This window comes from Streptomyces glaucosporus, from assembly GCF_039533345.1.
In the GTDB taxonomy this organism is placed as follows: Bacteria; Actinomycetota; Actinomycetes; order Streptomycetales; family Streptomycetaceae; genus Streptomyces; species Streptomyces glaucosporus.
On the sequence record NZ_BAAATJ010000035.1, the window covers coordinates 1 to 23,657 of the forward strand.

Annotated in this window: 22 protein-coding genes, 1 pseudogene and 1 riboswitch; of the genes and pseudogenes, 15 read left to right on the forward strand and 8 right to left on the reverse strand. The window is 72.7% G+C overall.

What is annotated here, in order from left to right; all coding sequences use genetic code 11:
• Positions 1-36: 36 nt before the first annotated feature.
• Together ABD358_RS25975 and ABD358_RS28515 are read right to left on the reverse strand one after the other, a co-directional pair.
• Positions 37-603, reverse strand: coding sequence for a hypothetical protein (locus ABD358_RS25975; RefSeq protein WP_344633580.1), 567 nt, complete (start codon positions 601-603; stop codon positions 37-39).
• Positions 604-1,025: 422 nt separating this feature from the next.
• On the reverse strand, positions 1,026-1,430 hold the full coding sequence (locus ABD358_RS28515) for a cold-shock protein (protein WP_425576429.1): 405 nt from the start codon (positions 1,428-1,430) through the stop codon (positions 1,026-1,028).
• A gap of 225 nt (positions 1,431-1,655) precedes the next feature.
• Here ABD358_RS28515 and ABD358_RS28520 point away from each other — a divergent pair.
• The 4 genes and pseudogenes from ABD358_RS28520 to ABD358_RS26000 form a co-directional block, all read left to right on the forward strand.
• Positions 1,656-2,599, forward strand: a pseudogene (locus ABD358_RS28520) (IS630 family transposase); the annotation flags it as partial.
• A gap of 305 nt (positions 2,600-2,904) precedes the next feature.
• On the forward strand, positions 2,905-3,804 hold the full coding sequence (locus ABD358_RS25990) for a helix-turn-helix domain-containing protein (RefSeq protein WP_425576428.1): 900 nt from the start codon (positions 2,905-2,907) through the stop codon (positions 3,802-3,804).
• Positions 3,805-3,806: 2 nt separating this feature from the next.
• Entirely contained in the window at positions 3,807-3,986 is a 180-nt protein-coding gene (locus ABD358_RS25995) for a DUF397 domain-containing protein (protein ID WP_344633582.1), read from the forward strand.
• A 59-nt stretch (positions 3,987-4,045) separates the two neighbouring features.
• The gene (locus tag ABD358_RS26000; protein WP_344633583.1) at positions 4,046-5,263 is read left to right on the forward strand and encodes a hypothetical protein; all 1,218 of its coding nucleotides are present in this window, start codon (positions 4,046-4,048) and stop codon (positions 5,261-5,263) included.
• Between the two features lie 61 nt (positions 5,264-5,324).
• On the opposite strand, the gene ABD358_RS26005 is transcribed toward ABD358_RS26000, so the two are convergent.
• Together ABD358_RS26005 and ABD358_RS26010 are read right to left on the reverse strand one after the other, a co-directional pair.
• Positions 5,325-6,227, reverse strand: coding sequence for a helix-turn-helix transcriptional regulator (locus ABD358_RS26005; protein ID WP_344633631.1), 903 nt, complete (start codon positions 6,225-6,227; stop codon positions 5,325-5,327).
• A 274-nt stretch (positions 6,228-6,501) separates the two neighbouring features.
• Positions 6,502-6,927: an MmcQ/YjbR family DNA-binding protein gene (locus ABD358_RS26010; RefSeq protein ID WP_344633584.1), complete on the reverse strand. Its 426-nt coding sequence runs from the start codon at positions 6,925-6,927 to the stop codon at positions 6,502-6,504.
• 70 nt (positions 6,928-6,997) lie between these two features.
• On the opposite strand from ABD358_RS26010, the gene ABD358_RS26015 reads away from it, so the two are divergent.
• Complete coding sequence (locus ABD358_RS26015; RefSeq protein ID WP_344633585.1) at positions 6,998-8,188, forward strand: saccharopine dehydrogenase family protein; 1,191 nt, start codon at positions 6,998-7,000, stop codon at positions 8,186-8,188.
• 23 nt (positions 8,189-8,211) lie between these two features.
• Here the strand turns inward: ABD358_RS26015 and mmpA are convergent, their stop codons facing one another.
• Positions 8,212-8,367: a morphogenic membrane protein MmpA gene (gene mmpA / locus ABD358_RS26020; protein ID WP_344633586.1), complete on the reverse strand. Its 156-nt coding sequence runs from the start codon at positions 8,365-8,367 to the stop codon at positions 8,212-8,214.
• 134 nt (positions 8,368-8,501) lie between these two features.
• Here mmpA and ABD358_RS26025 point away from each other — a divergent pair, with 134 nt between their 5' ends.
• Positions 8,502-9,908: a CoA transferase gene (locus tag ABD358_RS26025; RefSeq protein WP_344633587.1), complete on the forward strand. Its 1,407-nt coding sequence runs from the start codon at positions 8,502-8,504 to the stop codon at positions 9,906-9,908.
• Between the two features lie 9 nt (positions 9,909-9,917).
• Here the strand turns inward: ABD358_RS26025 and ABD358_RS26030 are convergent, their stop codons facing one another.
• Positions 9,918-10,676 (reverse strand): DUF1707 SHOCT-like domain-containing protein, encoded by a 759-nt coding sequence (locus ABD358_RS26030; protein ID WP_344633588.1) that lies wholly within the window; start codon positions 10,674-10,676, stop codon positions 9,918-9,920.
• 89 nt (positions 10,677-10,765) lie between these two features.
• Positions 10,766-12,226: a glycine hydroxymethyltransferase gene (locus ABD358_RS26035; protein ID WP_344633589.1), complete on the reverse strand. Its 1,461-nt coding sequence runs from the start codon at positions 12,224-12,226 to the stop codon at positions 10,766-10,768.
• Positions 12,227-12,255: 29 nt separating this feature from the next.
• A riboswitch (ZMP/ZTP riboswitch) is annotated at positions 12,256-12,350 on the reverse strand.
• A gap of 85 nt (positions 12,351-12,435) precedes the next feature.
• Between ABD358_RS26035 and ABD358_RS26040 the strand changes: the two genes are divergently transcribed.
• Complete coding sequence (locus ABD358_RS26040) at positions 12,436-12,657, forward strand: dodecin (RefSeq protein WP_344633632.1); 222 nt, start codon at positions 12,436-12,438, stop codon at positions 12,655-12,657.
• A gap of 165 nt (positions 12,658-12,822) precedes the next feature.
• Positions 12,823-13,149, forward strand: a complete 327-nt coding sequence (locus ABD358_RS26045; protein ID WP_344633590.1) for a GNAT family N-acetyltransferase — start codon at positions 12,823-12,825, stop codon at positions 13,147-13,149.
• Between the two features lie 107 nt (positions 13,150-13,256).
• On the opposite strand, the gene ABD358_RS26050 is transcribed toward ABD358_RS26045, so the two are convergent.
• Positions 13,257-14,579: a ricin-type beta-trefoil lectin domain protein gene (locus tag ABD358_RS26050; protein WP_344633591.1), complete on the reverse strand. Its 1,323-nt coding sequence runs from the start codon at positions 14,577-14,579 to the stop codon at positions 13,257-13,259.
• Between the two features lie 499 nt (positions 14,580-15,078).
• Between ABD358_RS26050 and ABD358_RS26055 the strand changes: the two genes are divergently transcribed.
• From ABD358_RS26055 to ABD358_RS26085, 7 genes are all read left to right on the forward strand, one after another.
• Positions 15,079-16,080, forward strand: coding sequence for a LacI family DNA-binding transcriptional regulator (locus ABD358_RS26055; RefSeq protein ID WP_344633592.1), 1,002 nt, complete (start codon positions 15,079-15,081; stop codon positions 16,078-16,080).
• A gap of 127 nt (positions 16,081-16,207) precedes the next feature.
• A complete protein-coding gene (locus tag ABD358_RS26060) occupies positions 16,208-17,881 on the forward strand; it encodes an ABC transporter substrate-binding protein (protein ID WP_344633593.1) in 1,674 nt (557 codons plus the stop codon).
• Positions 17,882-18,032: 151 nt separating this feature from the next.
• Complete coding sequence (locus tag ABD358_RS26065; RefSeq protein ID WP_344633594.1) at positions 18,033-19,157, forward strand: ABC transporter ATP-binding protein; 1,125 nt, start codon at positions 18,033-18,035, stop codon at positions 19,155-19,157.
• Positions 19,154-20,134, forward strand: coding sequence for an ABC transporter permease (locus ABD358_RS26070; RefSeq protein ID WP_344633595.1), 981 nt, complete (start codon positions 19,154-19,156; stop codon positions 20,132-20,134). The genes ABD358_RS26065 and ABD358_RS26070 overlap by 4 nt, the downstream gene beginning before the upstream one ends.
• Positions 20,135-20,138: 4 nt before the next feature.
• Entirely contained in the window at positions 20,139-21,173 is a 1,035-nt protein-coding gene (locus ABD358_RS26075) for an ABC transporter permease (RefSeq protein ID WP_344633596.1), read from the forward strand.
• Positions 21,170-22,228 carry an ABC transporter ATP-binding protein gene (locus ABD358_RS26080; protein ID WP_344633597.1) on the forward strand — a complete coding sequence of 353 codons (1,059 nt, stop codon included), beginning with the start codon at positions 21,170-21,172 and terminating at the stop codon, positions 22,226-22,228. The genes ABD358_RS26075 and ABD358_RS26080 overlap by 4 nt, the downstream gene beginning before the upstream one ends.
• A complete protein-coding gene (locus tag ABD358_RS26085) occupies positions 22,225-23,655 on the forward strand; it encodes a GH1 family beta-glucosidase (protein WP_344633598.1) in 1,431 nt (476 codons plus the stop codon). The genes ABD358_RS26080 and ABD358_RS26085 overlap by 4 nt, the downstream gene beginning before the upstream one ends.
• Positions 23,656-23,657 lie beyond the last annotated feature (2 nt).

A 23,657-nucleotide genomic window follows, 5' to 3' on the forward strand; every position in this document is an offset into this window, starting at 1 on the left:
AGATCACCAGCCGAAACGACCAGGGGCCCTGCCGCGTTACGGCCCCCGACCACCAGACGCCCTCCTCACCCGCGAACCACAGGATGAGAAGCGTTCAGTGAATACCTTCTCGGATTCACCGGTCCCGGTCACCCAGTTGACCAACACATCACGAGGAGATTGATGGTTCTTTTCCGGGTGGGGGTCCTCTCCCCGCGCCGCGCGATCCAGCGCGTCGTAGAGATCGACGCCTATCGATCCCGTGGAGTCCGTGCCCGATCTCAGTTTTCCGGCGTTGAACCACATGTCGAGGCCGATGTTCGCCGTCAGAGTGATCGCCAACTCTTGATCGGCCAGGAAGGCGTCACGGAGAATTTCATCCAGCTCTCGTTGTGCCTCGGTCACGTCTTCGCCTTTACGGGGATCGGGCTGGTCCACAATGCACTGAGCCCTCTCCACCACCGCCTGTCCACCGTCCACGACGACAACCATGACCGCCCTCTGAAAACGAGTGACGGCGTCTTTCAGCCTGCGTTGCGCACTCTTGAGTTCGCCGACTCCGTCCTCCATGGTGCGTTGGACCGCGCGGGCCGTCTTGATGGCAGCCGCGACCTGACGCTGCATATTGTCGATCTGCGTCCAGGCGTAACCGTTCCCGGAACTCCCGGCGTTCGGCAGTCAGCTCGCTTCCTTGTGGATACCTCATGCTTCGGTGACACCGCACAGAGCAGGCCATGGTCAGCCCGTTACGGCATCACGAGTTCATCCTCAGTAGCACACCGGGTGGGGGCTCCGCTGGGGTTCACGGAAAGGTCGCCGCGCGGATGCCGGGGCTGGCCGCGGTCCGCTCGTGCCGGTGGAGTTTCTGATTGACGAGCAGGCTGAGGCGTACGGGAAGTTCGCCGAGGAGCCCACGCGTCCGGAGCTGGAGCGGTTCTCAAGATCGTGATCAATCTGAGCGCCAACGGCTGTACCGATGTTCCCACCCAAGGCAGGGCCCGCCGTGTCGGGCCAGGTCGCGGGCCCGGCAAGGCTGCTGCCGCGCACTACCAGTTCATGTCCGACCACACCGTCCGCACCAACCACACGCCGTAGGCCACCAGGCAAGCCGCCGCGATCAGGCCGATACAGCAGCCGAGCCACTCAGGCATGTCGGCTACATCTCGGGGGGAAACCTCGGGTACGGGAGCGTAGTAACCCAACTGGGTGACCTTGACGGCTCGCAACTTGCCTGCCTTGTCGAGCTTGAAGTCGAACGACACACGCTCGCCGGGTTCCAGGGTCTTGTAGCCGTTGCGCTGAATGTCGGTGCGATCGACATGCACTTCCCAGTGGGCGGGGACTGTGACGTCGGAGCCCAGAGGGCCGTCGAACCAGCGGCTGCCATCGTCGGGGACGATGAAGCCATAGCCCCGAACGTCATCGAACCATCGGACCGTGCCTTCGGCCATTGCCCCCCCTACGGTCGTACCTCACGCCCTTCCACTTACCCCGTCAGTCGCCGTCCGCCACCACCAGGAGCACGGGCACGCAGGAGGGAAGTCGGGATTCGGCGCCCGCTTACCGCGCGGCCTGACCAGCACCCGAAGACGGTCGGCCCGCCGCGGCGTGCAACACCTCCTGCGACCGGCGCGGCAACCCCGGACAGAGCGCAGTCCAACCGGGCCCCGGCCGAGGGCGGACCGCGGGCTCTGAAGTCGAGCGGTCCCGTCTCGCTGCCGCGGCTGAGCGAGGAGCAGTTCGCACAACTGGAGCGAGAGCCGGCCAAGGGGCTGGCCGCGCACGGCTGGGAGGACCAGCGCCGGCCCTGGGCCGGATCAAGACGGTGATCGGCCGACGCTTCCACCTGACCTACACCATTCAGGGTGTGTGCAAGCTCCTGGCCCGCAATGGCCGGTCCTGCCAGGTCCTCCCCCAGCCTTCGGCCGGGCGGTCCCCCCAGCCCGCCGGGGCATGGAACGCGACGACGAGGCCATGGCCGGATGGGTGAAGGTGGGGGTGCCCCCGCTTGCGGGGGAACGTGGCCCTGCGCGGAAGACTCGCGGCGGCCCATGGAGCCTGGCTCGTCCTCGAGGACGAAGCCGCGTTCTCCATGACGCCGCCGCACTCCCGCACCTGGTCCCGACGCGGCCATACCCCGGTGATCAGGGTCCGGGGCCGCCCCCGCCGACGCGTCTCCATCGCCGCCCTGACCTGCTACAAGCCCGGCGAGCGGTCCCGGCTGGTCTACCGGCCCCGCCGCGACGACGGCCGCCGCGACGGGCACAAGAGCTTCGCCTGGACCGACTACCGCGACCTGCTGATCGCCGCCCACCACCAGCTCGGCGGCCCCCTCGTGCCCATCTGGGACAATCTCAACGTGCACAAGGCCGCCGACCTGCGGAAATGGGCGGCAGCCCGGGACTGGCTGACCATCCACTATCTGCCGCCCTACGCACCCGACCTCAACCCCGTCGAAGGGATCTGGTCCCTACTGCGACGCGGTTGGCTCTCCAACATCGCCTTCAGCACTCCGGAGCACCTGATGCAGCGCATCCGGCGCGGTCTCCGCCACATCCAGTACCGCAGCGACCTCATCGACGGCTGCCTCACCGAAACCGGTCTGACCATCAGCCCCTGACCGGCAAAGACGACATCACAAGTCCAACCTCAGTGACGGCCCCGGCTGGCAGGCCGCCCGAAACCAGCCACGCGGCAGAATCCCCACTCCCCACCCGGACCGGGGCGGGCGCGGCTACGTGCGGTGACAGGGCGTTGGGAGACGGCGGCGCCGTCATGGCCTCATGCGGACCGGTGGCGGAGAGCTCCGGCGATTCGGCAACCCGTACGCCGCGTCGTCGTACGAGTACTTTCGGCGGACACCGCTCGTTGCCTTCCGTGAGCGTGGAGAGGCCGGCCGGGTGCGGCGGCCTGCGTACGGGAGGGATGACGGTCATGACGGACGGTGCGGTCGCCGGAAGCGGCGGGAGGGGGAACGAACCCCGGATCCAGCCCCCGGTCCAACGGTCGGGCGGCGGCGAACCGGAGACGTCGGAGGGCCTCAAGGCGTTCGGGGAGGTCGTCAAGGCGTTCCGGAGGCGGGCCGGACTGACGCAGGAGGCACTGGCCCCGAAGGTGCTGTACTCGCCGGAGACGGTCGCCTCCATCGAGCAGGGCCGCCGCTTCCCTCCGCACGCCTTCGTCGAACGCGCCGAGGAGGTCCTGGACGCGTTCGGCGCGATCCGGGGCGCGGCCCGCCACCTGTCGCGCAAGCCGGGACTGGCGAAGTGGTTCCAGCAGTGGGCGCAGTTGGAGGAGGACGCGATCAGCCTCTACACCTACGAGTGCCGCCTGGTGCCCGGCCTGTTGCAGACGGAGGCCTACGCACGCACGTTGTTCGCGAACCAGCTCCCGCCACTGGACGACGACCGGATCGAGGTCCAGTGGGCGGCGCGGGCGGACAGGCAGCGCCTGCTGCGGGAACGCCCCAACACGGCGTTCAGCTTCATCCTGGAGGAACACCTGTTCCTGCGCCGGACAGGCGGTCCGGACGTGACGCGCGAACTGATCGACCACGTTCTGGAGATCGCGGAGTTGCGGAACGTCGAGGTGCAGGTGATGCCGCTGGTGCGGGGAGCGCACGCTGGTCTCGCAGGCCCGGTTCAACTCCTGGAAACTCCCGATCACCGGTGGTTCGCGTACAACGAAACCCAACGCGGCGGCCTCTTCGTATCCGATCCCAAAGAGCTGAGCGTCCTCCAAATGCGGTATGCAAGGATGCGCTCACAGGCTCTCCCCCTCGAAGACTCCGTGAGCCTGTTGCAGCGGATGCGAGGAGCACAGTGAGCATGAGCGAACTGACCTGGTTCAAGAGCAGCTACAGCAGCAGCGGGGACGGCGACTGCGTCGAGGTGGCCTCCTGCCCCGGCACCGTCCATGTCCGTGACTCCAAGGACAGGGAGGGCCCGCGGCTCACCGTCACCCCCGAGGCGTGGAGCCGCTTCCTCTCGTACGCCGCCCGGCGCTGATCCCTGCGCGGCACGGCACCCGGCACGACCGAGCGGACGTCCCGGACAGGAGGGAAGCGGTGGACGTGGCACCACAGGACTGGCTGCGGGACTACGCGTTGCTGGCGCTGCGCGTCAACCGGCACATGGCGGGGGCCGCCACGGGGACGGTGCTCGTCTACCGGGGCCCGCGGGAGTGGAGCGAGCGGGTGGAGGGCGAGGAGCCGGTCCCGCCCGGCCGGCTGGCCGATGACGCCGAGGCGCTGCTGGCCGAGGTGCCGTTCACGCCCGACCGCGTCCGCTACCTGTCCGCGCAGGTGCGGGCGGTGCGGGCGGTCGCCCGGCGGCTGGCCGGGGAGGAGCTGCCACTGCCGGAGTACGCCCGCGAGTGCCTGGGCGTGCCGGTGGAGTGGCTGCCGGAGGAGCTGTTCGAGGAGGCGCACGCCCGTCTGGACGCCGCGCTGCCGCGCGGTGCCGGTTCGGTGGCCGAGCGGCTGGCGGCGTGGAAGGCGGCCCATTCGCTGCCGCAGGATCAGTTGGAGCGGCGGCTGCCGCCCCTGGTGGACCTGGCCGTCGCCGAGACCCGGCGGCGGACCGGCGCCATCGTGCCCCTGCCGGACGGTGAGGAGGTGTGCTGCCGGATCGTGCCCGGTGCGCTGTTCAGGGGCGCCGGGGACCACGAGGGCGGGCTGCGCTCGACGATCTACATCGGCGGCGGACGGCCGTTCAACCTGGCCGACCTGCTGTACGTCGTCGCGCACGAGGGGCATCCGGGGCACATCGCCGAGTCGCTGCTCAAGGAGCGCGCGCTGGTGGTGGAGCGGGGCCTGCTCGACCAGCAGGTGCGGTTCATGCTGGCGCCCGCCTTCGTGATCAGTGAAGGGCTCGGGCTGCACGCGCAGGAGATCGTCTTCCCCGGTGACGAGGCCCAGAGGTGGCTGACCGACCATGTGCTGGCCGCGGAGGGCATGGCCCCGGACGGCAGCGACTTCGCCGCGATCCACCGGGTGCAGAATCTGCTGTTCGGGGTGTGGGCCAATGCCGCGCTGCTGGCCGCCGAGGGCCGCCCGGACGGCGAGGTCGCCGCTTACCTGTCCCGCTGGGCGCTGCTCTCCGACGACGAGACCGCCAGGGCGCTCGGCTCGCTGCGGGCGGCGGGCATGGCGCTGTACATCTTCGCCTACTTCCACGGCTGGCGGCTGCTGGACGGCTGGCTCGCCGCGCCCGACCGGAACGCCCGGGTGCGGCGGCTGCTGACCGAGCAGCTCCTGCCGTCCGATCTGCACCCCGCGGCCTGACCTCCGTCCCGGCCGGCCGCCGCCCCGGGGCGGGCACAGCCGCGAGGAGCGCGGCGGGCGGTCACGCGGGACGGTCCCCCGCCGGGTCGCCGTGCGCGCGGGCCGCGTCCCCGGCCGGACGCGGCGCACCGGCGTCCCCGGTGGCGGCGAGGCTGCCCAGCAGGTCCAGGGCCTGCTCGGAGGGGCTGCCCGGCTCGGCGTGGTAGACGAGCAGTTGCCGGCCGGGGGCGCTGTTCACGGTCAGCGACTCGTATTCCAGCGTCAGTTCTCCCACCAGGGGATGGCGGAAGCGTTTGGTCCCATGGGTTTTCGAGCGGACGTCGTGGCGGGCCCACAGGCTGCGGAACGTCTCGCTGCGCAGCGACAGTTCGCCGACCAGCTCGACCAGTTCGGGGTCGTCGGCGTGGGCGCCCGCCGCCGCCCGCAGCCCGGCGACGGTGTCGAGGGCGACCTTCTCCCAGTCGGGGTAGAACTCCCTCGCGTCCGGGTCGAGGAACACCATCCGCGCCGGGTCGTCGGCGTGGGTGCGGCCGTCGTAGAGGGCGCGGCACAGCGTGTTCTGGGCGAGCACGTTCAGCCGAGGGCCCAGGACCGCCGCCGGGGTGCGGTGCCAGCTCTCCACCATCCGCAGCAGGTGCGGGCCGACCCGCTCCTCCCGCCGTGCGCCGGTGCGGCGGCGTGCGGCGGGGACCGGGCGTGCCAGCCGGTGCAGATGGGCGGTGGCCTCCTCCTCCAGGCACAGCACCCGGGCCAGCGCGTCGACCACCTGCGCCGAGGGGCTGCGTTCCCGGCCCTGCTCCAGCCGTACGTAGTAGTCGGTGCTCACCCCCGCCAGCACCGCGACCTCCTCGCGGCGCAGCCCCGCCACCCGGCGCCGGTCGCCGGCCGGCAGGCCCAGGTCCTCGGGCCGCACCAGCGCACGGCGGGCCCGCAGGAACCGTCCGAGCGGGTTCTCGCTGTCCATCGCGTCCATGCCGTCGACGGTACGGGCCGGAGGGGGTGCGCGGGAACCGGAAGGGTGGGTGGGTTACTCCCACGATCGTCTTCCCTCAGGGAGGAGCGGCCCGGTCGCCCCGCCGGGGCTCCCGCACGGTGGCGGGCATGACGAACTCGTCCGGAGCGTTCACCGTCGCCGCGAACCCGTCCCTTTCCCTGGCCGGGCGGACCGCCGTCGTCACCGGCGCCTCCAGTGGGATCGGCGCGGCCGACGGCCGACGGGGCGGCCGTGGCGCCGCCGTTCAGGCGCCGGGCGGCGCGGTGCGTTCGGCGTCGAGCCGGGCGACCAGTCGCTTCGGCGCGACGGTGCGGTAGCTCTCCTCCACCCAGTCGCACAGCAGCCCGGCGTCCGGCGCGCCCGGCTCGCCCAGCGGGACCGTCACCCAGCCCGCCCGGCCGAGCCCGTACCCGGTCGGCACGGCGCCCGGGGCGGACAGCGCGTGGGCGTGGGCCTCGGGATGGGCGAGTTTCACCGTGACGGTGGGCGGGGAGTCGCCCTGCCCGGCGACGAGGTGCCCGAGGAAGAGGAAGACGAAGATCTTCCGGTTGACCTTGATCACGCACTCGTTCCAGGGGAAGTCCTCGTACGCGCCCGGCAGTTCCAGTGCGAACTCCCGCACCCGCTCGCGCACCGCCGCCGCTTTCCGCTCCCTCACGCGCTCGTCCATGCTCCCACCGTAGGGTCGGGTACCGACAGAGGTTTCCGTCCGCTCCACCCTCGTCCCCAGGAGGCGCAGAGTGTCCCGCAACGACCGCGAGTACGACGTGGTGCTGTTCGGCGCGACCGGTTTCACCGGCGGGCTGACGGCCGAGTACCTGGCCGCCCACGCCCCCGACGGCTGCCGCTGGGCGCTGGCCGGACGCAACCGCGACAAGCTGCTGCGGCTGCGCGAGCGGCTGGCGGAGACCGACCCGGCCTGCGCCGGCCTGCCGGTGCTGCACTCCGACGCCGGCGACCCCGCCTCGCTGCGCGGGATCGCCGAGAGCACCCGTGTGGTCGCCACCACCGTCGGCCCGTACACCCTCCACGGTGAGCCGCTGGTGGCCGCCTGCGCCGAGGCCGGGACGGACTACGCGGACCTGACCGGCGAGCCGGAGTTCATCGACAGGATGTACCTGCGCCACCACGAGCGGGCCCGGGAGAGCGGGGCGCGGCTGGTGCACGCCTGCGGCTTCGACTCGGTGCCGCACGACCTGGGCGTGCTGTACACCGTCGAGCGGCTGCCCGAGGGTGTGCCGCTGCGGATCGACGGCTACGTCCGCGCGTCCGGCACCCTCTCAGGCGGGACGCTCGCCTCCGCGCTGACCGTCGTCTCCCGGCGGCGGCAGACGGAGGCCGCGGCCCGGGAGCGGCGGCGCGTCGAGCCCCGTCCGGCCGGACGCCGGATCAGCGCGCCGCTGGACCGGCCGCGCCGCAGCGCCAAGGCCGGGGTGTGGGCGCTGCCGCTGCCCACCCTGGACCCGCAGGTCATCGCCCGGTCGGCCGCCGCCCTGGAGCGTTACGGGCCGGACTTCCGCTACCGCCACTACGCGGGCGTGCGCCGGCTGCCCGTCGCCGTGGGCGCCGTGGCCGGGGCCGGGGCGCTCTCCGCCCTCGCCATGCTTCCCGCCGCCCGCCGCGCGCTGTCGGCCCGGCTGGCGCCGGGCGAGGGGCCGGGCCCGGAGCGGCGCGCCAGGAGCTGGTTCTCCGTCCGCTTCTTCGGGGAGGGCGGTGGCCGGCGGGTGGTCACCGAGGTGTCCGGCGGCGACCCCGGGTACGGCGAGACGGCGAAGATGCTGGCGGAGTCGGCGCTGTGCCTGGCCCTGGACGAGCTGCCCGAGACCTCGGGTCAGGTCACCACGGCGGTCGCGATGGGGGACGCGCTGATCGGGCGGCTGACGCGGGCCGGGATCGCCTTCCGCACCGTCTTCTCGTCGGAGCGCCCCTGAGGGCCGGGCTGCCGGACCGGCCCTCAGGTGCCCGTCACCCAGGACGCTATGACCCAGACCATGGCTATCAGCCAGCCCAGGGCGAGCGTGCCCGCGAGCGCGAACGCCAGCGCGGGGCCGCGCCCGAAGTCCGAGGCCAGGCCGGGGGTCGGAACCGTGGTGCGGTGTGCGTTCTGCATGATCCTCTCCATGTCATCAGGGTGCCGTCCACGACGGCGTCCAAACATCCGTACGTCTACTCAGATGCGTTGTCGATCAAGGTAGTTGCCTCCACTGACAATCCGATCCGGTTTCCGGGCGGCACAATGCGTGCATGGAGCAGCGGTCATGGGCCCGGCTGTGGGCCGAGCTGGGCGGCGATCCCGCCCTGTCCGAGTACGTCCGTCTCGTCCCCCGTGGCCCGGCGGACGTGCTGCCCGCGCGGCTGCCGGTGCGGGAGCTGGCCCGGGCCGCGGTCGCGGTGTGCGCCCTGGCGGCGGCCGAGTGGGCGGCCGTGCGCTCGGGCGGCCGGGTCCCGTCCGTGCGGGTGGACGACGGCGCGGTGGCCACCGCGTTCACCAGCGAGCGCCACCTGCGGATCGACGGCCGTCCGGCCGCCACGTTCGCGCCGCTGTCCCGCTTCTGGCGCACCGACGGCGGCTGGGTGCGCACCCACGCCAACTACCCGCACCACCGCGCCCGGCTGCTGTCCGCCCTCGGCGTCCGCGACGACGGCAGCGGCGGCGACGGCAGCGGCAACGAGGCGGCCCTGGTCGGGGCGGTCGCCGCCGAGCTCGCCGGCCGCCGCGCCGAGGACGTGGAGGAGCTGGTGTACTCCGCGGGCGGTCTGGCCGTCGCCGTCCGCACCCCCGGGCAGTGGGCGGCGCATCCCCAGGGCGCGGCCGTGGCCGGGCTGCCCCTGGTGGGGCGGGAGCGGCTGGACGACGCGCCGCCGCTGCCGCTGCCTCCCGCCGGTCCGCGCGTGCTGGACCTCACCCGGGTCATCGCCGGTCCCGTGGCCGGCCGCACCCTGGCGCTGCTGGGCGCCGACGTGCTGCGGATCGACCCGCCGCACCTGCCCGAGAGCGCGGACGCCCACGCCGACACCGGCTTCGGGAAGCGCTCGGCGCTGCTGGACCTGGCCTCGCCCTCCGGGCGCAGGACCTTCGAGGAGCTGCTCTCGGCCGCCCATGTGGTGGTCACCGGCTACCGTCCCGGCGCGCTGGACCGCCTGGGGCTGTCGGCCGGGGAGCTGGCCGAGCGGCGGCCGGGCCTGGTGGTGGCGGAGCTGAGCGCCTGGGGCGGGGCCGGAACGGGGCCGTGGGGCGGCCGGCGGGGCTTCGACAGCCTGGTGCAGGCGGCGAGCGGCATCGCGGTGGCCGAGGCGGGCGGGGACGGCCGGCCGGGCGCGCTGCCCGCGCAGGCGCTCGACCACGGCACGGGCTGCCTGCTGGCCGCCGCGGTGCTGCGCTCGCTCACCGGGCAGCAGCGCGACGGCGGCACCCGGCGCGTGCGTCTGGCGCTGGCCCGTACCGCGCACTGGCTGCTGCACGAGCTGGAGGCGCCCGCGGAGCCGGACGGTCCCCGGGAGCCGTACGACCCCGCCGGCTGGCTCACCGAGACGGACAGCCCCCTGGGGCGGCTGCGCCACGCCGTCTCCCCGGTGGAGTACGAGGGCGGGCCGCGGAAGTGGGCCCGCCCGCCGGGCCGTCCGGGCGCGGACGCGCCCGTGTGGGGGTGAGGGGGCGGATCACCGGTCCCGGTCGTCCGGCCGCCCGCCGTGACCGTGCCCGTGGCCGTGACCAGGGCCGCGGCCGTGGCCGTGGCCGTGATCATGCCCGTGGCCGTGATCATGCCCGTGGCCGTGCTCCAGGCGCCCGGGCTCCCGTTCCTCCCGCCGGCGACGCTCCGACTCCCGCTCCACGGGCTTGCGTTCGACCCCGACCCCGCCCCAGAAGGCGAGGCCCGTGATCACCACGCGCGGCGCCCCCGGCTCGCCCGAGCCGACGGCGCGGTGGTCGAAACCGCCCATGATGCCGATGCCGCGCACCTCGACCTCGGCCTCCGGAGGGACGGTGACGTGGATGCCGCCCATGAGCGCGAAGCAGCGGATCTCCACCTCGCGGTCCTCGAACCGGGCCTCGCGCAGGTCGACCTCCCCGCCGCCCCAGAAGGCGAAGCCGGTGAAGCGGCGGGGGACCGTCCACGGTCCCTTGCGGATGAAGGCGCCCATGATCGCCACCCCGCCGCGGGAGGTGGGCGTGCCGCCGAAGCGCTCCGCCCAGCGGCGGCGGCCGGGCCGCTCGGGCTCCCGCTCCCCGGTGGTCTGCGGCAGGTCCCGCACCAGCGGCGCCAGCTCGCCCTGGGTGCGGGCCCGGTAAGCGGAGTCCAGGCGCTCCTGGAACTCCTCCATGTCGAGCCGCCCCTCGGCCACGGCCTCCCGCAGCGTCTCGGCCACGCGTTCCCGGTCGGCGTCGGAGGCCCTCATCTCGGGCAGGTCGTCGGTCATACCGGCAGGCTACGCGCTCCCCGCGGCCCGGTCCCCGGCAGTCCTCGGACCGGGCTCCGGGGACCGCCGGGGGGATGTCTCATACCAGGTCAGACCAGGTCGATCCCCGGGTAGAGGGGGTGCTCGGCCAGCAGGTCGGCGGCGCGTCCGGCGACGGACTCGGCGACCTTGGGCTCCAGCAGGTACCGGGCCTTGGAGGGGGCGCCGGCCGCGGTGGTGCCCGGTTCGGCGGCGGTGAGGACGGTGTGGATCAGGTCGGCGACCTCGTCCATCTCCGCCGTGCCCAGGCCGCGCGTGGTCAGCGCCGGGGTGCCGATGCGGATGCCGGAGGTGTACCAGGCGCCGTTGGGGTCGCGCGGCACGGCGTTGCGGTTGGTGACGATCCCCGAGGCCAGGAGGGCGTCCTCGGCCTGGCGGCCGGTGAGGCCGTAGCCGGTGACGTCGATGAGCGCCAGGTGGTTGTCGGTGCCGCCGGTGACGAGGGTGGCGCCGCGGCGCATCAGGCCCTCGGCGAGGGCGGCGGCGTTCTCCACCACCTGCCGGGCGTAGGCGCGGAAGGCGGGCTGCCGGGCCTCGGCCAGCGCCACGGCCTTGGCGGCCATGACGTTGGGCAGGGGGCCGCCGAGGACCATGGGGCAGCCGCGGTCGACGTGCTCGGCCAGCGTCTCGTCGCACAGCACCATGCCGCCGCGCGGGCCGCGCAGGGACTTGTGGGTGGTGGTGGTGACGATGTTGGCGTGCGGCACGGGGTCGTAGTCGCCGGTGAACACCTTGCCCGCGACCAGGCCGGCGAAGTGGGCCATGTCGACCATCAGGGTGGCGCCCACCTCGTCGGCGATCTCCCGCATGATCCGGAAGTTCACCTTCCGGGGGTAGGCGGAGTAGCCGGCCATCAGGATGAGCGGGCGGAACTCGCGGGCGGCGGCGCGCACCGCGTCGTAGTCGAGCAGGCCGGTGGCCGGGTCGGTGCCGTAGCTGCGCTGGGCGAACATCTTGCCGGAGATGTTGGGGCGGAAGCCGTGGGTGAGGTGGCCGCCGGCGTCCAGGGACATGCCCAGCATCCGCTGCTCGCCCAGTTCGCGCCGCAGGGTCTCCCAGTCCTCGTCGGTCAGGTCGTTGACGTGCCGGGCGCCGGCGCGCTCCAGCGCGGGGCTCTCCACGCGCTGGGCGAGGACGGCCCAGAAGGCGACGAGGTTGGCGTCGATGCCCGAGTGGGGCTGGACGTAGGCGTGGTCGGCGCCGAACAGTTCGCGGGCGTGCTCGGCGGCGAGCCCCTCGACGGTGTCGACGTTGCGGCACCCGGCGTAGAAGCGGCGGCCGACGGTGCCCTCGGCGTACTTGTCGCTGAGCCAGTTGCCCATGGCCAGCAGCACGGCCGGGGAGGCGTAGTTCTCGCTGGCGATCAGCTTGAGGGAGGCGCGCTGGTCGGTGATCTCGGCGCCGATGGCGTCGGCGACGCGGGGCTCGACGGCGCGGATCACGTCCAGGGCGCTGTTGAAGGCGGTGGAAGCCGTGGAGGCGGCGGCGTTCGGGGTGGTATCGGTGGCCATGGGCCCTCCTTGACGTCGTCGACGACGGTGTGGACGGCCCAGGCGCGCGGCTCTTCTTCGCACGGGGCGAGGGCCGCTCCCCGATGGTCGATCCCATCTCTACGCGCCAGTCACGGCCCGGTCGGAGCCTAGCACTCGCGCGCCCCGGCGGCCTGGGGCACGGTGGACGGAGAGAACCCTTCGTGACCAACCCCTCACAGGAGGCCACCGTGACCAATCACGTCTACCGGGTGACCGAGATCGTCGGCAGCTCGCACGAGGGCGTCGACCAGGCGATCCGCAACGCGATCGAGCGCGCCTCGCAGACCCTGCGGCACCTGGACTGGTTCGAGGTGACCCAGGTCCGCGGCAACATCGCGGAGGGGAACATCGAGCATTACCAGGTGGGCCTGAAGGTCGGTTTCCGGCTGGAGGGCCCGGAGGCGGGCTGACCCGCCCTCCGCGCCGCCCGATCTCCTCCCCGCTCCCCCGCCGTGCTCCGGAAGGGGCCCGGATTCACACCCCCGGCCCCGCCGGAGCGGGGGTAGAGAGCGCCGCCGTGTGGCACTCGGCCGACCGGACAACCGCGTGATTCGGTCATTCCGGGAGGAACGCAGATGGGCTCGGCAGCCGTCAACAGCACGGTCACGGTCAGCGACTCGCCCGCCCACGGCCGGTTCGAGGCGCGGATCGGCACGGCGCTCGTCGGCTTCGCGGACTACCTCCGCACCGACGGCCTGGTGACCTATCCCAGGGTCGTGGTGTCCCGGCCCCTCCGGGGCCGGGGCATCGGCGACCGGCTCGCCCGGGCCGCCCTGGACGACGCACGGCGGCGCGGTCTGCGAGTCCGTCCGGCCTGCGAGTTCATCGAGAAGTGGATCGGCCTGCACCCGGAGTACCGGGAGCTGGTCGCGGTGGACGCGCAGGGCCCGGACGGCGCCTGAACGGCCGCGGCCGGCGGGGGCGGCGCACCGGCGCCGTCCGCCCGCCGGCCGCGGCCGGGGCGTGCCTCCCGTTCAGGTCCTCCGGGGCCCGGGTGCCGGGAGCCGGGTCACGGCGTGTTCCACTTCTGGTTGGCCGCTCCCGTGCAGGTCCAGATCTGCGTCTTGGTGCCGTTGGCGGAGTTGTTGCCGGTCACGTCCAGGCACTTGTCCGCGTTCGGGTTGACGATGTCCTTCGCCGGGGTGACGACCCACTGCTGGGCGGCCGTGCCGTTGCAGTCCCACAGCTGGACCTTGGTGCCGTCGGCCGTTCCGGCGCCGGAGACGTCCAGGCACTTGCCCAGCGCCCGGATGGTGCCGTCCGTGCCGACCGTCCACTGCTGCGCGGCGTTGCCGTTGCAGTCGTGGATCTGCACCGGGGTGCCGTTGGCGGTGTCCGCCCAGGCCACGTCCAGGCACTTGCCCGCCAGGCCGGTGATCGTGCCGGTGCGTCCGGTGCCGCCGCTGTCGCCGCCGGTGACGCGGACGTAGTCGACGACCATCTGCTGCGGGAAGGAGGTGCTGGAGTCGGGCAGGCCGGGCCAGTCGCCGCCCACGGCGAGGTTGAGGATCAGGAAGAACGGCTTGTCGAACACCCAGCGGTCGCCGCCCAGGTCGGCCGGGGTGCGGCGCTGGTAGACCTGGCCGTCCACCGACCACGTGATGGAGTTGGGGGACCAGTCGACGGCGAAGGTGTGGAAGTCGTCGGCGAACGCGCGGCCGCCCGGCAGGGTGTAGGAGGCGCCGATGCCCTCGCCGCCGGAGTAGCCGGGGCCGTGGATGGTGCCGTGCACCTTCCCGGGCTCGTGGCCGACGTTCTCCATGATGTCGATCTCGCCGCTGTTGGGCCATCCGACGCCGGGGTTGTTGATGTCCGCGCCGAGCATCCAGAACGCGGGCCACATGCCCCGGCCGCGCGGGATCTTGATGCGGGCCTCGATGTGCCCGTAGGTGGTGGTGAACTTCCCGGCGGTGTTCATCCGGGCCGAGGTGTACTCGCAACGGCCGTACCAGCACTGGTAGTTGCCCGGGTTCTCCTTGCGGGCGGTGATCACCAGCCGGCCGTTGCCGTCGAGCGCGGCGTTGGCGTTGCCCGGGGTGTAGTACTGCCGCTCGTGGTTGTTGCCGCTGTTGTCGCCGGTCTCCAGCTGCCACTTGGAGCCGTTGACGGCCGATCCGGCGGGGCCGTCGAAGTTGTCCTCGAAGAGCACCGCCATGGGCTCGGCCCCGGCGGCCTCCGCCTTCTTCGGGGCGGCGGCGCGGTCGTCCGCGGGGCCGGCCGCGGCCGTGCCGGTGAACGTCAGGGTCAGGGCCAGGCCCAGCAGGGCCGCCGCCGACGCCCACGGGCGCCGTCTGCGGGAGAGGGGCCTGTCGGTGTGGGGGGTGGGTCTCATGGAGCTCACTTCCGTCTGTCGGGCGGGAGTTCCGGTGGGGGTGTGCCGTACCGCCGGCGGCGGGGCGTCCACGGCCGCCGGCCGCGGCGCGGCCGGGTCCGCGGGGAGGCGGGACGGGCCGGGCGCCGCGGGCGGCGTGGACCCACCTCGTCCGCGGTGGGGGCGTACGCCGGTGGGGGCGGGCGGGCAGCGCTCGCGCGCCAACCGACCACCGTCCGGGCTCAGTTCAAGCCGTGAGTCAACTCCCGGAGAAAGCCGCTCGTCAAGAGCTTGGACGAGACCAATTGCCTTCAAGTCTTGAAGCTGAGAGCGCTCTTGAGAGCGCTCTCAAACGATCTGATTCAATTCCGACGTGAAGTCTTGACGCAGCCGCTCGCGGCCGTTTGACTCCCTGCCCATGCCCGGTACCGGTCCCGGAACCGGTTCCGCATTCCCCTGCCCCACCCCTGTCCCCACCCTCCCCTGCCCGCCTGCCGCGCCGACCCCGTGAGGAGTGCCCATGCGCGTCACCATCGCCGACGTCGCCCGCACCGCCGGGGTCAGCAAGTCGACGGTCTCCCGGGTGCTCAACGCCAAGGGCGAGGTGGACGCCGGCACCGCGGAGCGGGTGCGGGAGGTCATCGCGCGTCTGGGGTACGTGCCCAGCTCGCGCGCCGTCGGACTGGCCCGGGGCAGCAGCCGCACGGTCGGCATGCTCGCGCCCTCCCTCGCCTGGCCCTGGATGGCCGAGGTCCTCCAGGGCGCGGTGGACGCCGTGGAGGCGGCCGGATACGGACTGCTGCTGTTCACCTGCAACCGCGGCCGGGAGTCGATGGCGCTGTTCGCCGAACAGGTCTCGGCGCGGGCGTTCGACGGGCTGCTGGTGGTCGAGCCCGAGGACGGGATCGGCGCCGTCGTCCCGCTGCGCCGGGCGGGACTGCCCGTGGTGCTGGTCGACGACCGCGCCCGCCACCTGTCGTTCCCGTCCGTGACCACCACCAACGGCCTCGGCGGCGAACTGGCGGCGCGCCACCTGCTGGCGCTGGACCGCCGGGCGCCGCTGGTGATCACCGGCCCCCCGCGGTTCGGCTGCGTGCGCGAGCGGCTGGAGGGCTTCGTGCGCGCCTTCGAGGCGCACGGCCCCGGCCACGATCCGCGCCGCACGGCGGAGGGCGACTTCACCGAGCGGTCCGGCGAGGAGGCCGTGGAGAAGGCGCTCGCCGACGGCCTGGACATCGACGCCGTCTTCGCGCACAACGACCTCAGCGCGGCCGGCGCCCTGCGGGCGCTGCGCGCCGCCGGCCGGCGGGTGCCCGAGGACGTCGCCGTGATCGGGTTCGACGACATCCCGTTCGCCGCCTTCACCGATCCTCCCCTGACCACCGTCCGCCAGCCCCTGCGGGAGGTGGGCGAGGCGGCGGCGAACCTGCTGCTCGCCCTCGTCGGCGGGGGGCCGCCGCCCGGCTCCCCGGTCGTCCTGCCCACCGAACTGGTGGTCCGGGACTCCGCCCCGCACCCGTAAGCACCCCGCCCCCGTCCGGAAGACCGGATCCCAGCCGTACCCCACCCCGTTCTGAGAGCGCTCTCAGAACCAAGAGTCACCACCCCTCACCCACCGTCACACCCGGAAAGCCCATGGAGGAGACGCCATGAGAGTCCCCGCCCGCACCAGAGCCGCCGCCGCGGCGGCCCTGAGCACCACCGTCCTGCTCGCCGGCTGCAGCGCCGGCGCCGGCCAGGCCGGCACGCAGCCCAAGGGGGAGAAGGGCGTGCTGACCGTCGGCATGCCCAACGGCCCGCAGACCAACAACAGCAACCCGTTCCTGGGCACCTCCGCGGGCACCTCCCTGGGCTACCGCCACATGATCTACGAGCCGCTGGTCATGGTGAACGGCGTCCGCCCGGCCGAGAAGGGCACGCCCTGGCTGGCCAGCGAGTGGAAGTGGTCGGACAACTACAGGAAGCTCACGCTCACCGTGCAGTCCGGGCCCACCTGGTCCGACGGCGAGAAGTTCACCGCCGAGGACGTGGCCTTCACCTTCGAGCTGATCAAGAAGAACGAGGCGCTGAACCTCCACGCCGTCCCCTTCGACGGCATCAGCCTCAAGGGCGACACCGTCGAGCTGACCTTCCCCGAGTCGCAGTTCGTCAACCAGAGCAAGATCCTGACGACCTTCATCGTGCCCAAGCACATCTGGTCGAAGGTGAAGAACCCGGAGACCTGGCCCAACAAGAAGCCCGTCGGCACCGGCCCCTACACGCTCAAGAGCTTCACGCCGCAGACCATCACCCTCGCCGCCCGCGACACCTACTGGCAGGAGGAGCCGAAGGTCAAGGAGCTGCGCTACACCTCCTACAACGACAACAACGCGCAGACCACGGCCCTGGCCAACGGCTCCTGCGAGTGGTCCTTCGTCTTCACCCCCGACTACAAGAAGATCTACGTCGCCAAGGACCCGAAGCACAACAAGCTCTGGTTCCCCTCCGGCCTGGGCGTCCACGGCCTGTGGTTCAACACCGCCAAGAAGCCCTTCGACGACCCCGCGCTGCGCCGCGCGATCAACCACGTGATCGACCGCGAGGCCATCCACGTGCGGGCGCAGGCCACGCTCTACCCGAAGATCGAGAGCGTCACGGGCATACCGCTGCCGGCCGGCGAGCCCTTCATCGCGCCCGAGTACCGGGGCAAGAAGCAGACGGTGAACGTCGAGGCCGCCAAGAAGGAGCTGAAGAAGGCCGGCTACACCCTGTCCGGCGGCGTCCTCAAGGACCCCTCGGGCAAGCCGGTGACGATGACCCTCACCGACCCGGCCGGCTGGTCGGACTACCTCACCGGCCTGTCGATCATCAAGGACAACGTCAAGCAGATCGGCATCGAGGCCAAGGTCAGGACCCAGACCGTGGACGCCTGGACCACCGCGGTCAACGAGGGGAACTTCGACGCCACCCTGCGCTGGACCAACAGCGGCGCCACCCCGTACGACATGTACCAGAACGTCATGGACGGCGAGCTGTACCAGCCGCTGGGCAAGGCCTCCCCCGGGGGCAACTTCGGCCGCTTCCGCAACGAGGACGCCACCAAGGCCCTCAAGGAGTACGCCAACGCCGATGACGAGGCCACCCGCGCCGAGGCGCTGAACGAGCTCCAGCGGATCATGGTCGAGGAGGTCCCGCTCGCCGCCACCGCCGCCGCCCCGATCGGCGCCGAGTACACCACCCGCAACTGGGTCGGCTGGCCCTCCGAGGACGACCCGTACGCGCCGCCGCAGCCCACCCAGCCCAACGCGCTGGACGTCGTCCTGCACCTGAGGCCCGCCTCCTGACGAGGGCGAACAAGCCGTCCGCCCCGCCGCACGACCTGACCCCGATTCCCGCGCGGCGGCGGGGCGGACCACACCCCGCCCGCGGTGGCGACAGCGACCGCGGGCGGCGACAGGACGCAGGAACGACAGCCTCCGGCAGGAAGAACCAGCCATGTCCGAAGAACACACCGCACACCCCGCCGACGAGCGCGTGGTGCTGGAAGCCCGCGGGGTGAGCAAGCACTTCCCCGTGCGGCGCGGCCCGCGCTCGCTGCTCGGCGGTCCCCGCCGGGCCGTCCACGCCGTGGACGACGTCTCGCTGCGGCTGCGCCGCGGCTCCGTCACCGCTCTGGTGGGCGAGTCCGGCTCCGGCAAGTCCACCGTCGCCCGGCTGCTCGCCCAGCTCTACCCGCTGACCTCCGGGGAGATCCTGCTGGACGGCCGCCCCGCGCGGGCCGGCCGGGGGCGGGCGTTCCGCGCGTACTGCCGGCACGTCCAGATGGTCTTCCAGGACCCCTTCGCCTCCCTCAACCCCGTCCACACCGTCCGCTACCACCTGACCCGGGCGCTGCGCATCCACGGCCGCGCCGGGAACAGCCGGCAGGAGACGGAGGCGGCGCTGGCCGAGCTGCTGGGCCGCGTCCAGCTCACCCCTGCCGGACGCTACCTGGACTCCTTCCCGCACGAGCTGTCCGGCGGCCAGCGCCAGCGGGTGGCCATCGCCCGCGCCCTGGCCGCCGACCCCCGGGTGCTGCTGGCCGACGAGCCGGTCTCGATGCTGGACGTCTCCATCCGGCTGGGCGTCCTCAACCTGCTGCGCGACCTCAAGGAACGGCTGGACCTGGCGATCCTCTACATCACCCACGACATCGCCTCCGCCCGGTACTTCGCGGACACCACCCTGGTGATGTACGCGGGCCGGATGGTCGAGGGCGGCGACAGCGAGACCGTCACCCAGCGCCCCGCCCACCCCTACACCCGGCTGCTGCTGGCCTCCGCCCCCGACCCCGACCGGGTCACGGGCGGCGGGGACGCCGGCTCCGCGGCCCCGGAGGACGAGGACACCGACCCGGCCGCCGGCGAGCCGCCGAGCCTGATCTCCCCGCCGGCCGGCTGCCGCTTCCACCCGCGCTGCCCGATGGCGATGGAGCGCTGCCGCACCCAGACGCCGCCGCGCTTCGACCTCGACGACGGGCAGTGGGCGGCCTGCTGGCTGTACGACACCCCGGCCGCCGTCCCCGCCGGGACGTCCGGGGCGTCCGGGACGTCCGGGGCGGGATCGGAGGCGGCGTCGTGAAGTTCGTCCTCCAGCGTCTGGCCTTCTACCTGCTGACCGCGTGGGCGGCCATCACCATCAACTTCCTCATCCCCCGCCTGATGCCCGGCGACCCGGTGCAGTCGCTGATCGCCCGCTACCAGGGCCAGCTCTCCAGCAAGGCCATCTCCTCCCTGGAGACCCTCTTCGGGCTCGACCGGGACAGCTCGCTGTGGCAGCAGTACCTGGACTACTGGGCGAACCTGGCGCGCGGCGACCTGGGGCTGTCGTTCACCTTCTTCCCCACCCCCGTCTCCGAGGTCATGGCGCAGAGCCTGCCGTGGACCCTGGCCCTGGTCGGCACCACCACCCTGATCAGCTTCCTGGTCGGCACCGGCATCGGCATCTTCGCCGGCTGGCGGCGCGGCTCCTGGCTGGACGGGCTGCTGCCGGTGACCACCTTCATCTCGTCCATCCCCTACTTCTGGCTGGGCCTGATCGCCATCTCCCTGTTCGCCGTGGAGTGGCCCCTCTTCCCCGCGTCCGGCGGCTACGACACCAGCCTGGTCCCCGGCCTCGACGCGGCGTTCCTGTCCAGCGCGCTGTACCACGCGGTGCTGCCCGGCGTCACCGTCGTGCTCAGCGCGATGGCCGGCTGGATCCTGGGGATGCGGAACATGATGGTGACCGTCTCCTCCGAGGACTACGTGATGGTCGCCCAGGCCAAGGGCCTGCCGGAGCGCCGGGTGATGTTCTCCTACGCCGCCCGCAACGCGATCCTGCCGAACGTCTCCGGCTTCGCCCTCTCCCTGGGCTTCATCGTGGGCGGGACGCTGCTGGTGGAGATGGTCTTCTCCTACCCCGGCATCGGCTACGTCCTCTTCCAGGGCGTCAACGCCAAGGACTACCCGCTGATGCAGGGCGTGTTCCTGGTCATCACGCTCGCCGTCCTGGCCGCGAACCTCCTCGCCGACCTCCTCTACATGCTCCTCGACCCGCGCACCCGAAAGGAGGGCTGACCCGATGGCCGTCCAGGCGACCGATAGCGCCGTCGTCGGCGCCGCCGCACCCCCCGTGGCCCGCCGCGACCGGCTGCGCTTCCTGCGCAACGGCAAGACCGCGACCGGGCTGGCGATCCTGGGCCTGTTCGTCCTGCTCGCCGTCGCCGGGCCGTGGCTGGCACCCCACGACCCGTCCGCGATGAGCGACGACGTCCTCCAGCCGCCCTCCCTCGAGCACCCGTTCGGCACCACCCAGACCGGGCAGGACATCTTCTCCCAGGTGCTGGTGGGCACCCGCGGGGTGCTGGTGGTGGGATTCGTCGCGGGCTTCTTCGCCACGCTGCTGTCCGTGCTGGTCGGAGTGAGCGCCGGCTTCCTCGGCGGCGTCGCCGACGAGCTGCTCTCCGCGTTCAGCAACATCTTCCTGGTCATCCCCGGGCTGCCGCTGATCATCATCATCGCCAGCTTCCTGCCGGACTCGGGCGACGTGGTGATCGCGGTGGTCATCAGCCTCACCGCGTGGGCCTGGGGCGCGCGGGTGCTGCGCGCGCAGACCCTGTCGCTGCGCGGCCGGGACTACGTGCAGGCCGCCCGTGCCACGGGCGAGTCCACCTGGCGGATCATCGTCTTCGAGATCCTGCCGAACCTGACCGCCGTCATCGCCTCCGGGTTCGTCGGCACGGTGATCTTCGCGGTGCTGTCGGAGATCACCCTCGCCTTCATCGGCGTCGCGGACATCTCCCACTGGAACTGGGGGACCATCCTGTTCTGGGCGCAGAGCAACCAGGCCCTCGGCCAGGGCGCGTGGTGGTGGTTCGTGCCCGCCGGGCTGTGCATCGCGCTGCTCGGCACGGCGCTGTCCCTGATCAACTTCGGCATCGACGAGTTCGTCAACCCCCGGCTGCGCACCGCCGCCCGCGTGCGCGGCGCGGTCCGGATGCGGGTGGGCTTCACCCCCGTCGCCCGCGCGCCGCGCCGGGCCGCCGGGGACGCCCGGACCGCCGAGGACGCCGAGGACTCCGAGGACGCCGAGAGGACGGAGGGCACCTCCGCATGAGCACGCCCGAGACCACCCCCGTGACCGCCGCCGCCCCCGCCACCGCTCCCCCGGTGCTGGAGATCTCCTCCCTGTGCGTCGACTACGGCGTCGGCGAGGGAGCCGTCCGCGCCCTCCACGACGTGGACCTGACCCTGCGCCGCGGCGAGGTACTGGGCCTGGCCGGCGAGTCCGGCTCCGGCAAGTCCACCCTCGCCTACGCCGTCACCCGGCTGCTCTCCCCGCCCGGGGTGATCACCGGCGGGGACGTCCGCTACCACCCGCGCGAGGGCTCCCCGGTGGACGTCCTGGCCATGACCCCGCAGCAGCTGCGCGCCTTCCGCTGGCAGGAGGTCTCCATCGTCTTCCAGGGGGCGATGAACTCCCTCAACCCCGTGCACACCGTCCGCGCCCAGCTCACCGACGTGCTGAAGGCCCACCGGCCGCAGATGTCCCGGGCCGAACGCGTCGAGCGGGCACGGGAGCTGCTGTCGCTGGTGGGGATCTCCCCCGACCGGCTGGGCGCCTACCCGCACCAGCTCTCGGGCGGGATGCGGCAGCGGGTGATGATCGCGATGGCGCTGGCCCTGGAGCCGGAGATCGTCATCATGGACGAGCCGACCACCGCCCTGGACGTGGTGATGCAGCGCCAGATCCTGCGGCAGCTCGTGCGGCTCCGCGAGGAGCTGGGCTTCTCGGTCGTCTTCATCACCCACGACATCTCTCTGCTCATCGAGTTCTCCGACCGGATCGCCATCATGTACGGCGGCCGGATCGTGGAGCAGGCCGGGGCCGCCGACATCTACCGCGACCCCCGCCACCCGTACAGCGACGGGCTGCTGCACTCCTTCCCCGCGCTGCGCGGCCCGCGCCGCGAGCTGACCGGCATCCCCGGCTCCCCGCCGGACCTGAGGTCCATGCCGTCCGGCTGCGCTTTCCACCCCCGCTGTCCCAAGGCCTTCGACCCCTGCGGCCGGCGGACGCCCCGTCTGGCGCCCGTCGGCACGGACACCGGCCGCAGCGTCGCCTGCTGGCTGAACGACGACGACCACGACCGCCGATCTGGAGAGAAATGACCGCCCCCGCATCCGCGCCCGCACCGACCTCCCCCGCACCCGCACCCGCCGCCGAGCCCGTCGCCGGGCTGCCCGCGGACTTCCGCTGGGGGGTGGCGACCTCCTCGTACCAGATCGAGGGCGCCGTCGCCGAGGACGGCCGCACCCCCTCCATCTGGGACACCTTCTGCCGCGTCCCCGGCGCCGTGGCCGGCGGCGACAACGGCGACACGGCCTGCGACCACTACCACCGGATGCCGCAGGACGTGGAGCTCATCGCCTCCCTCGGCGTCGACACCTACCGCTTCTCGCTGGCCTGGCCGCGCATCCAGCCGGGCGGGCGCGGGAAGCCCGACCCGCGCGGCATCGCCTTCTACGACCGGCTGACCGACGAACTGCTGGAGCGGGGCATCACCCCGTGGGTCACCCTCTACCACTGGGACCTGCCCCAGGAACTGGAGGACGCCGGCGGCTGGCCGGAGCGCGACACCGCGTACCGCTTCGCCGACTACGCCGAGATCGCCCACGCCGCGCTCGGCGACCGCGTCCGGCACTGGACGACGCTGAACGAGCCGTGGTGCTCGGCGATGCTCGGCTACGAGCAGGGGGTGCACGCGCCCGGCCGCCGCGACTTCGGCGACGCCATGCGGGCCGTCCACCACCTGCTGCTGGGCCACGGGCTGGCCGCGCGGCGGCTGCGGGCCGCCGCCGACGCCCCCCGCGAGCTGGGCATCACCCTCAACCTGGGCACCTCCACCCCGGCCACCGACAGCGAGGCCGACCGGGAGGCCGCCCGCCGCGCCGACGGGCTCGGCGCCCGGATCTACCTGGACCCGCTGGTGCACGGGCGCTATCCACAGGACGTGCTGGACGACCTGTCCGCCAGGGGGGTGACCCTGCCCGTGGAGGACGGCGACCTGGAGACGATCTCCACACCGCTGGACGTACTGGGCGTCAACTTCTACTCCGGTCACGTCTTCTCCGGGGTCGCCGAGGACGGCTCGACCACCGGCGAGGACGGTCTGCCGGTGACGCGGATCATCCCGCAGGGCAGGCCGCGCACGGCGATGGACTGGGAGATCGTCCCCGAGCGCCTGACCGAGCTGCTGCTGCGGCTGGAGAAGGACTACGGCCTGCCGACGGTGATCACCGAGAACGGCGCCGCCTTCGACGACACGGTGTCCGCGGACGGCGCGGTCCACGACGCCGACCGCACCGCCTACCTGGCCGAGCACATCCGCGCGGTGGCGGCGGCCCGTGCCGCCGGGGCCGATGTGCGCGGCTACTTCGCCTGGTCGCTGATGGACAACTTCGAGTGGGCCTACGGGTACGCCAAGCGCTTCGGCCTGGTCCACGTCGACTACGCCACCCAGCGCCGCACGGTCAAGGACAGCGGGCTGTGGTACCGGGACACCATCCGCCTCACGCGTCAGGCCACCGCCGGCTGACG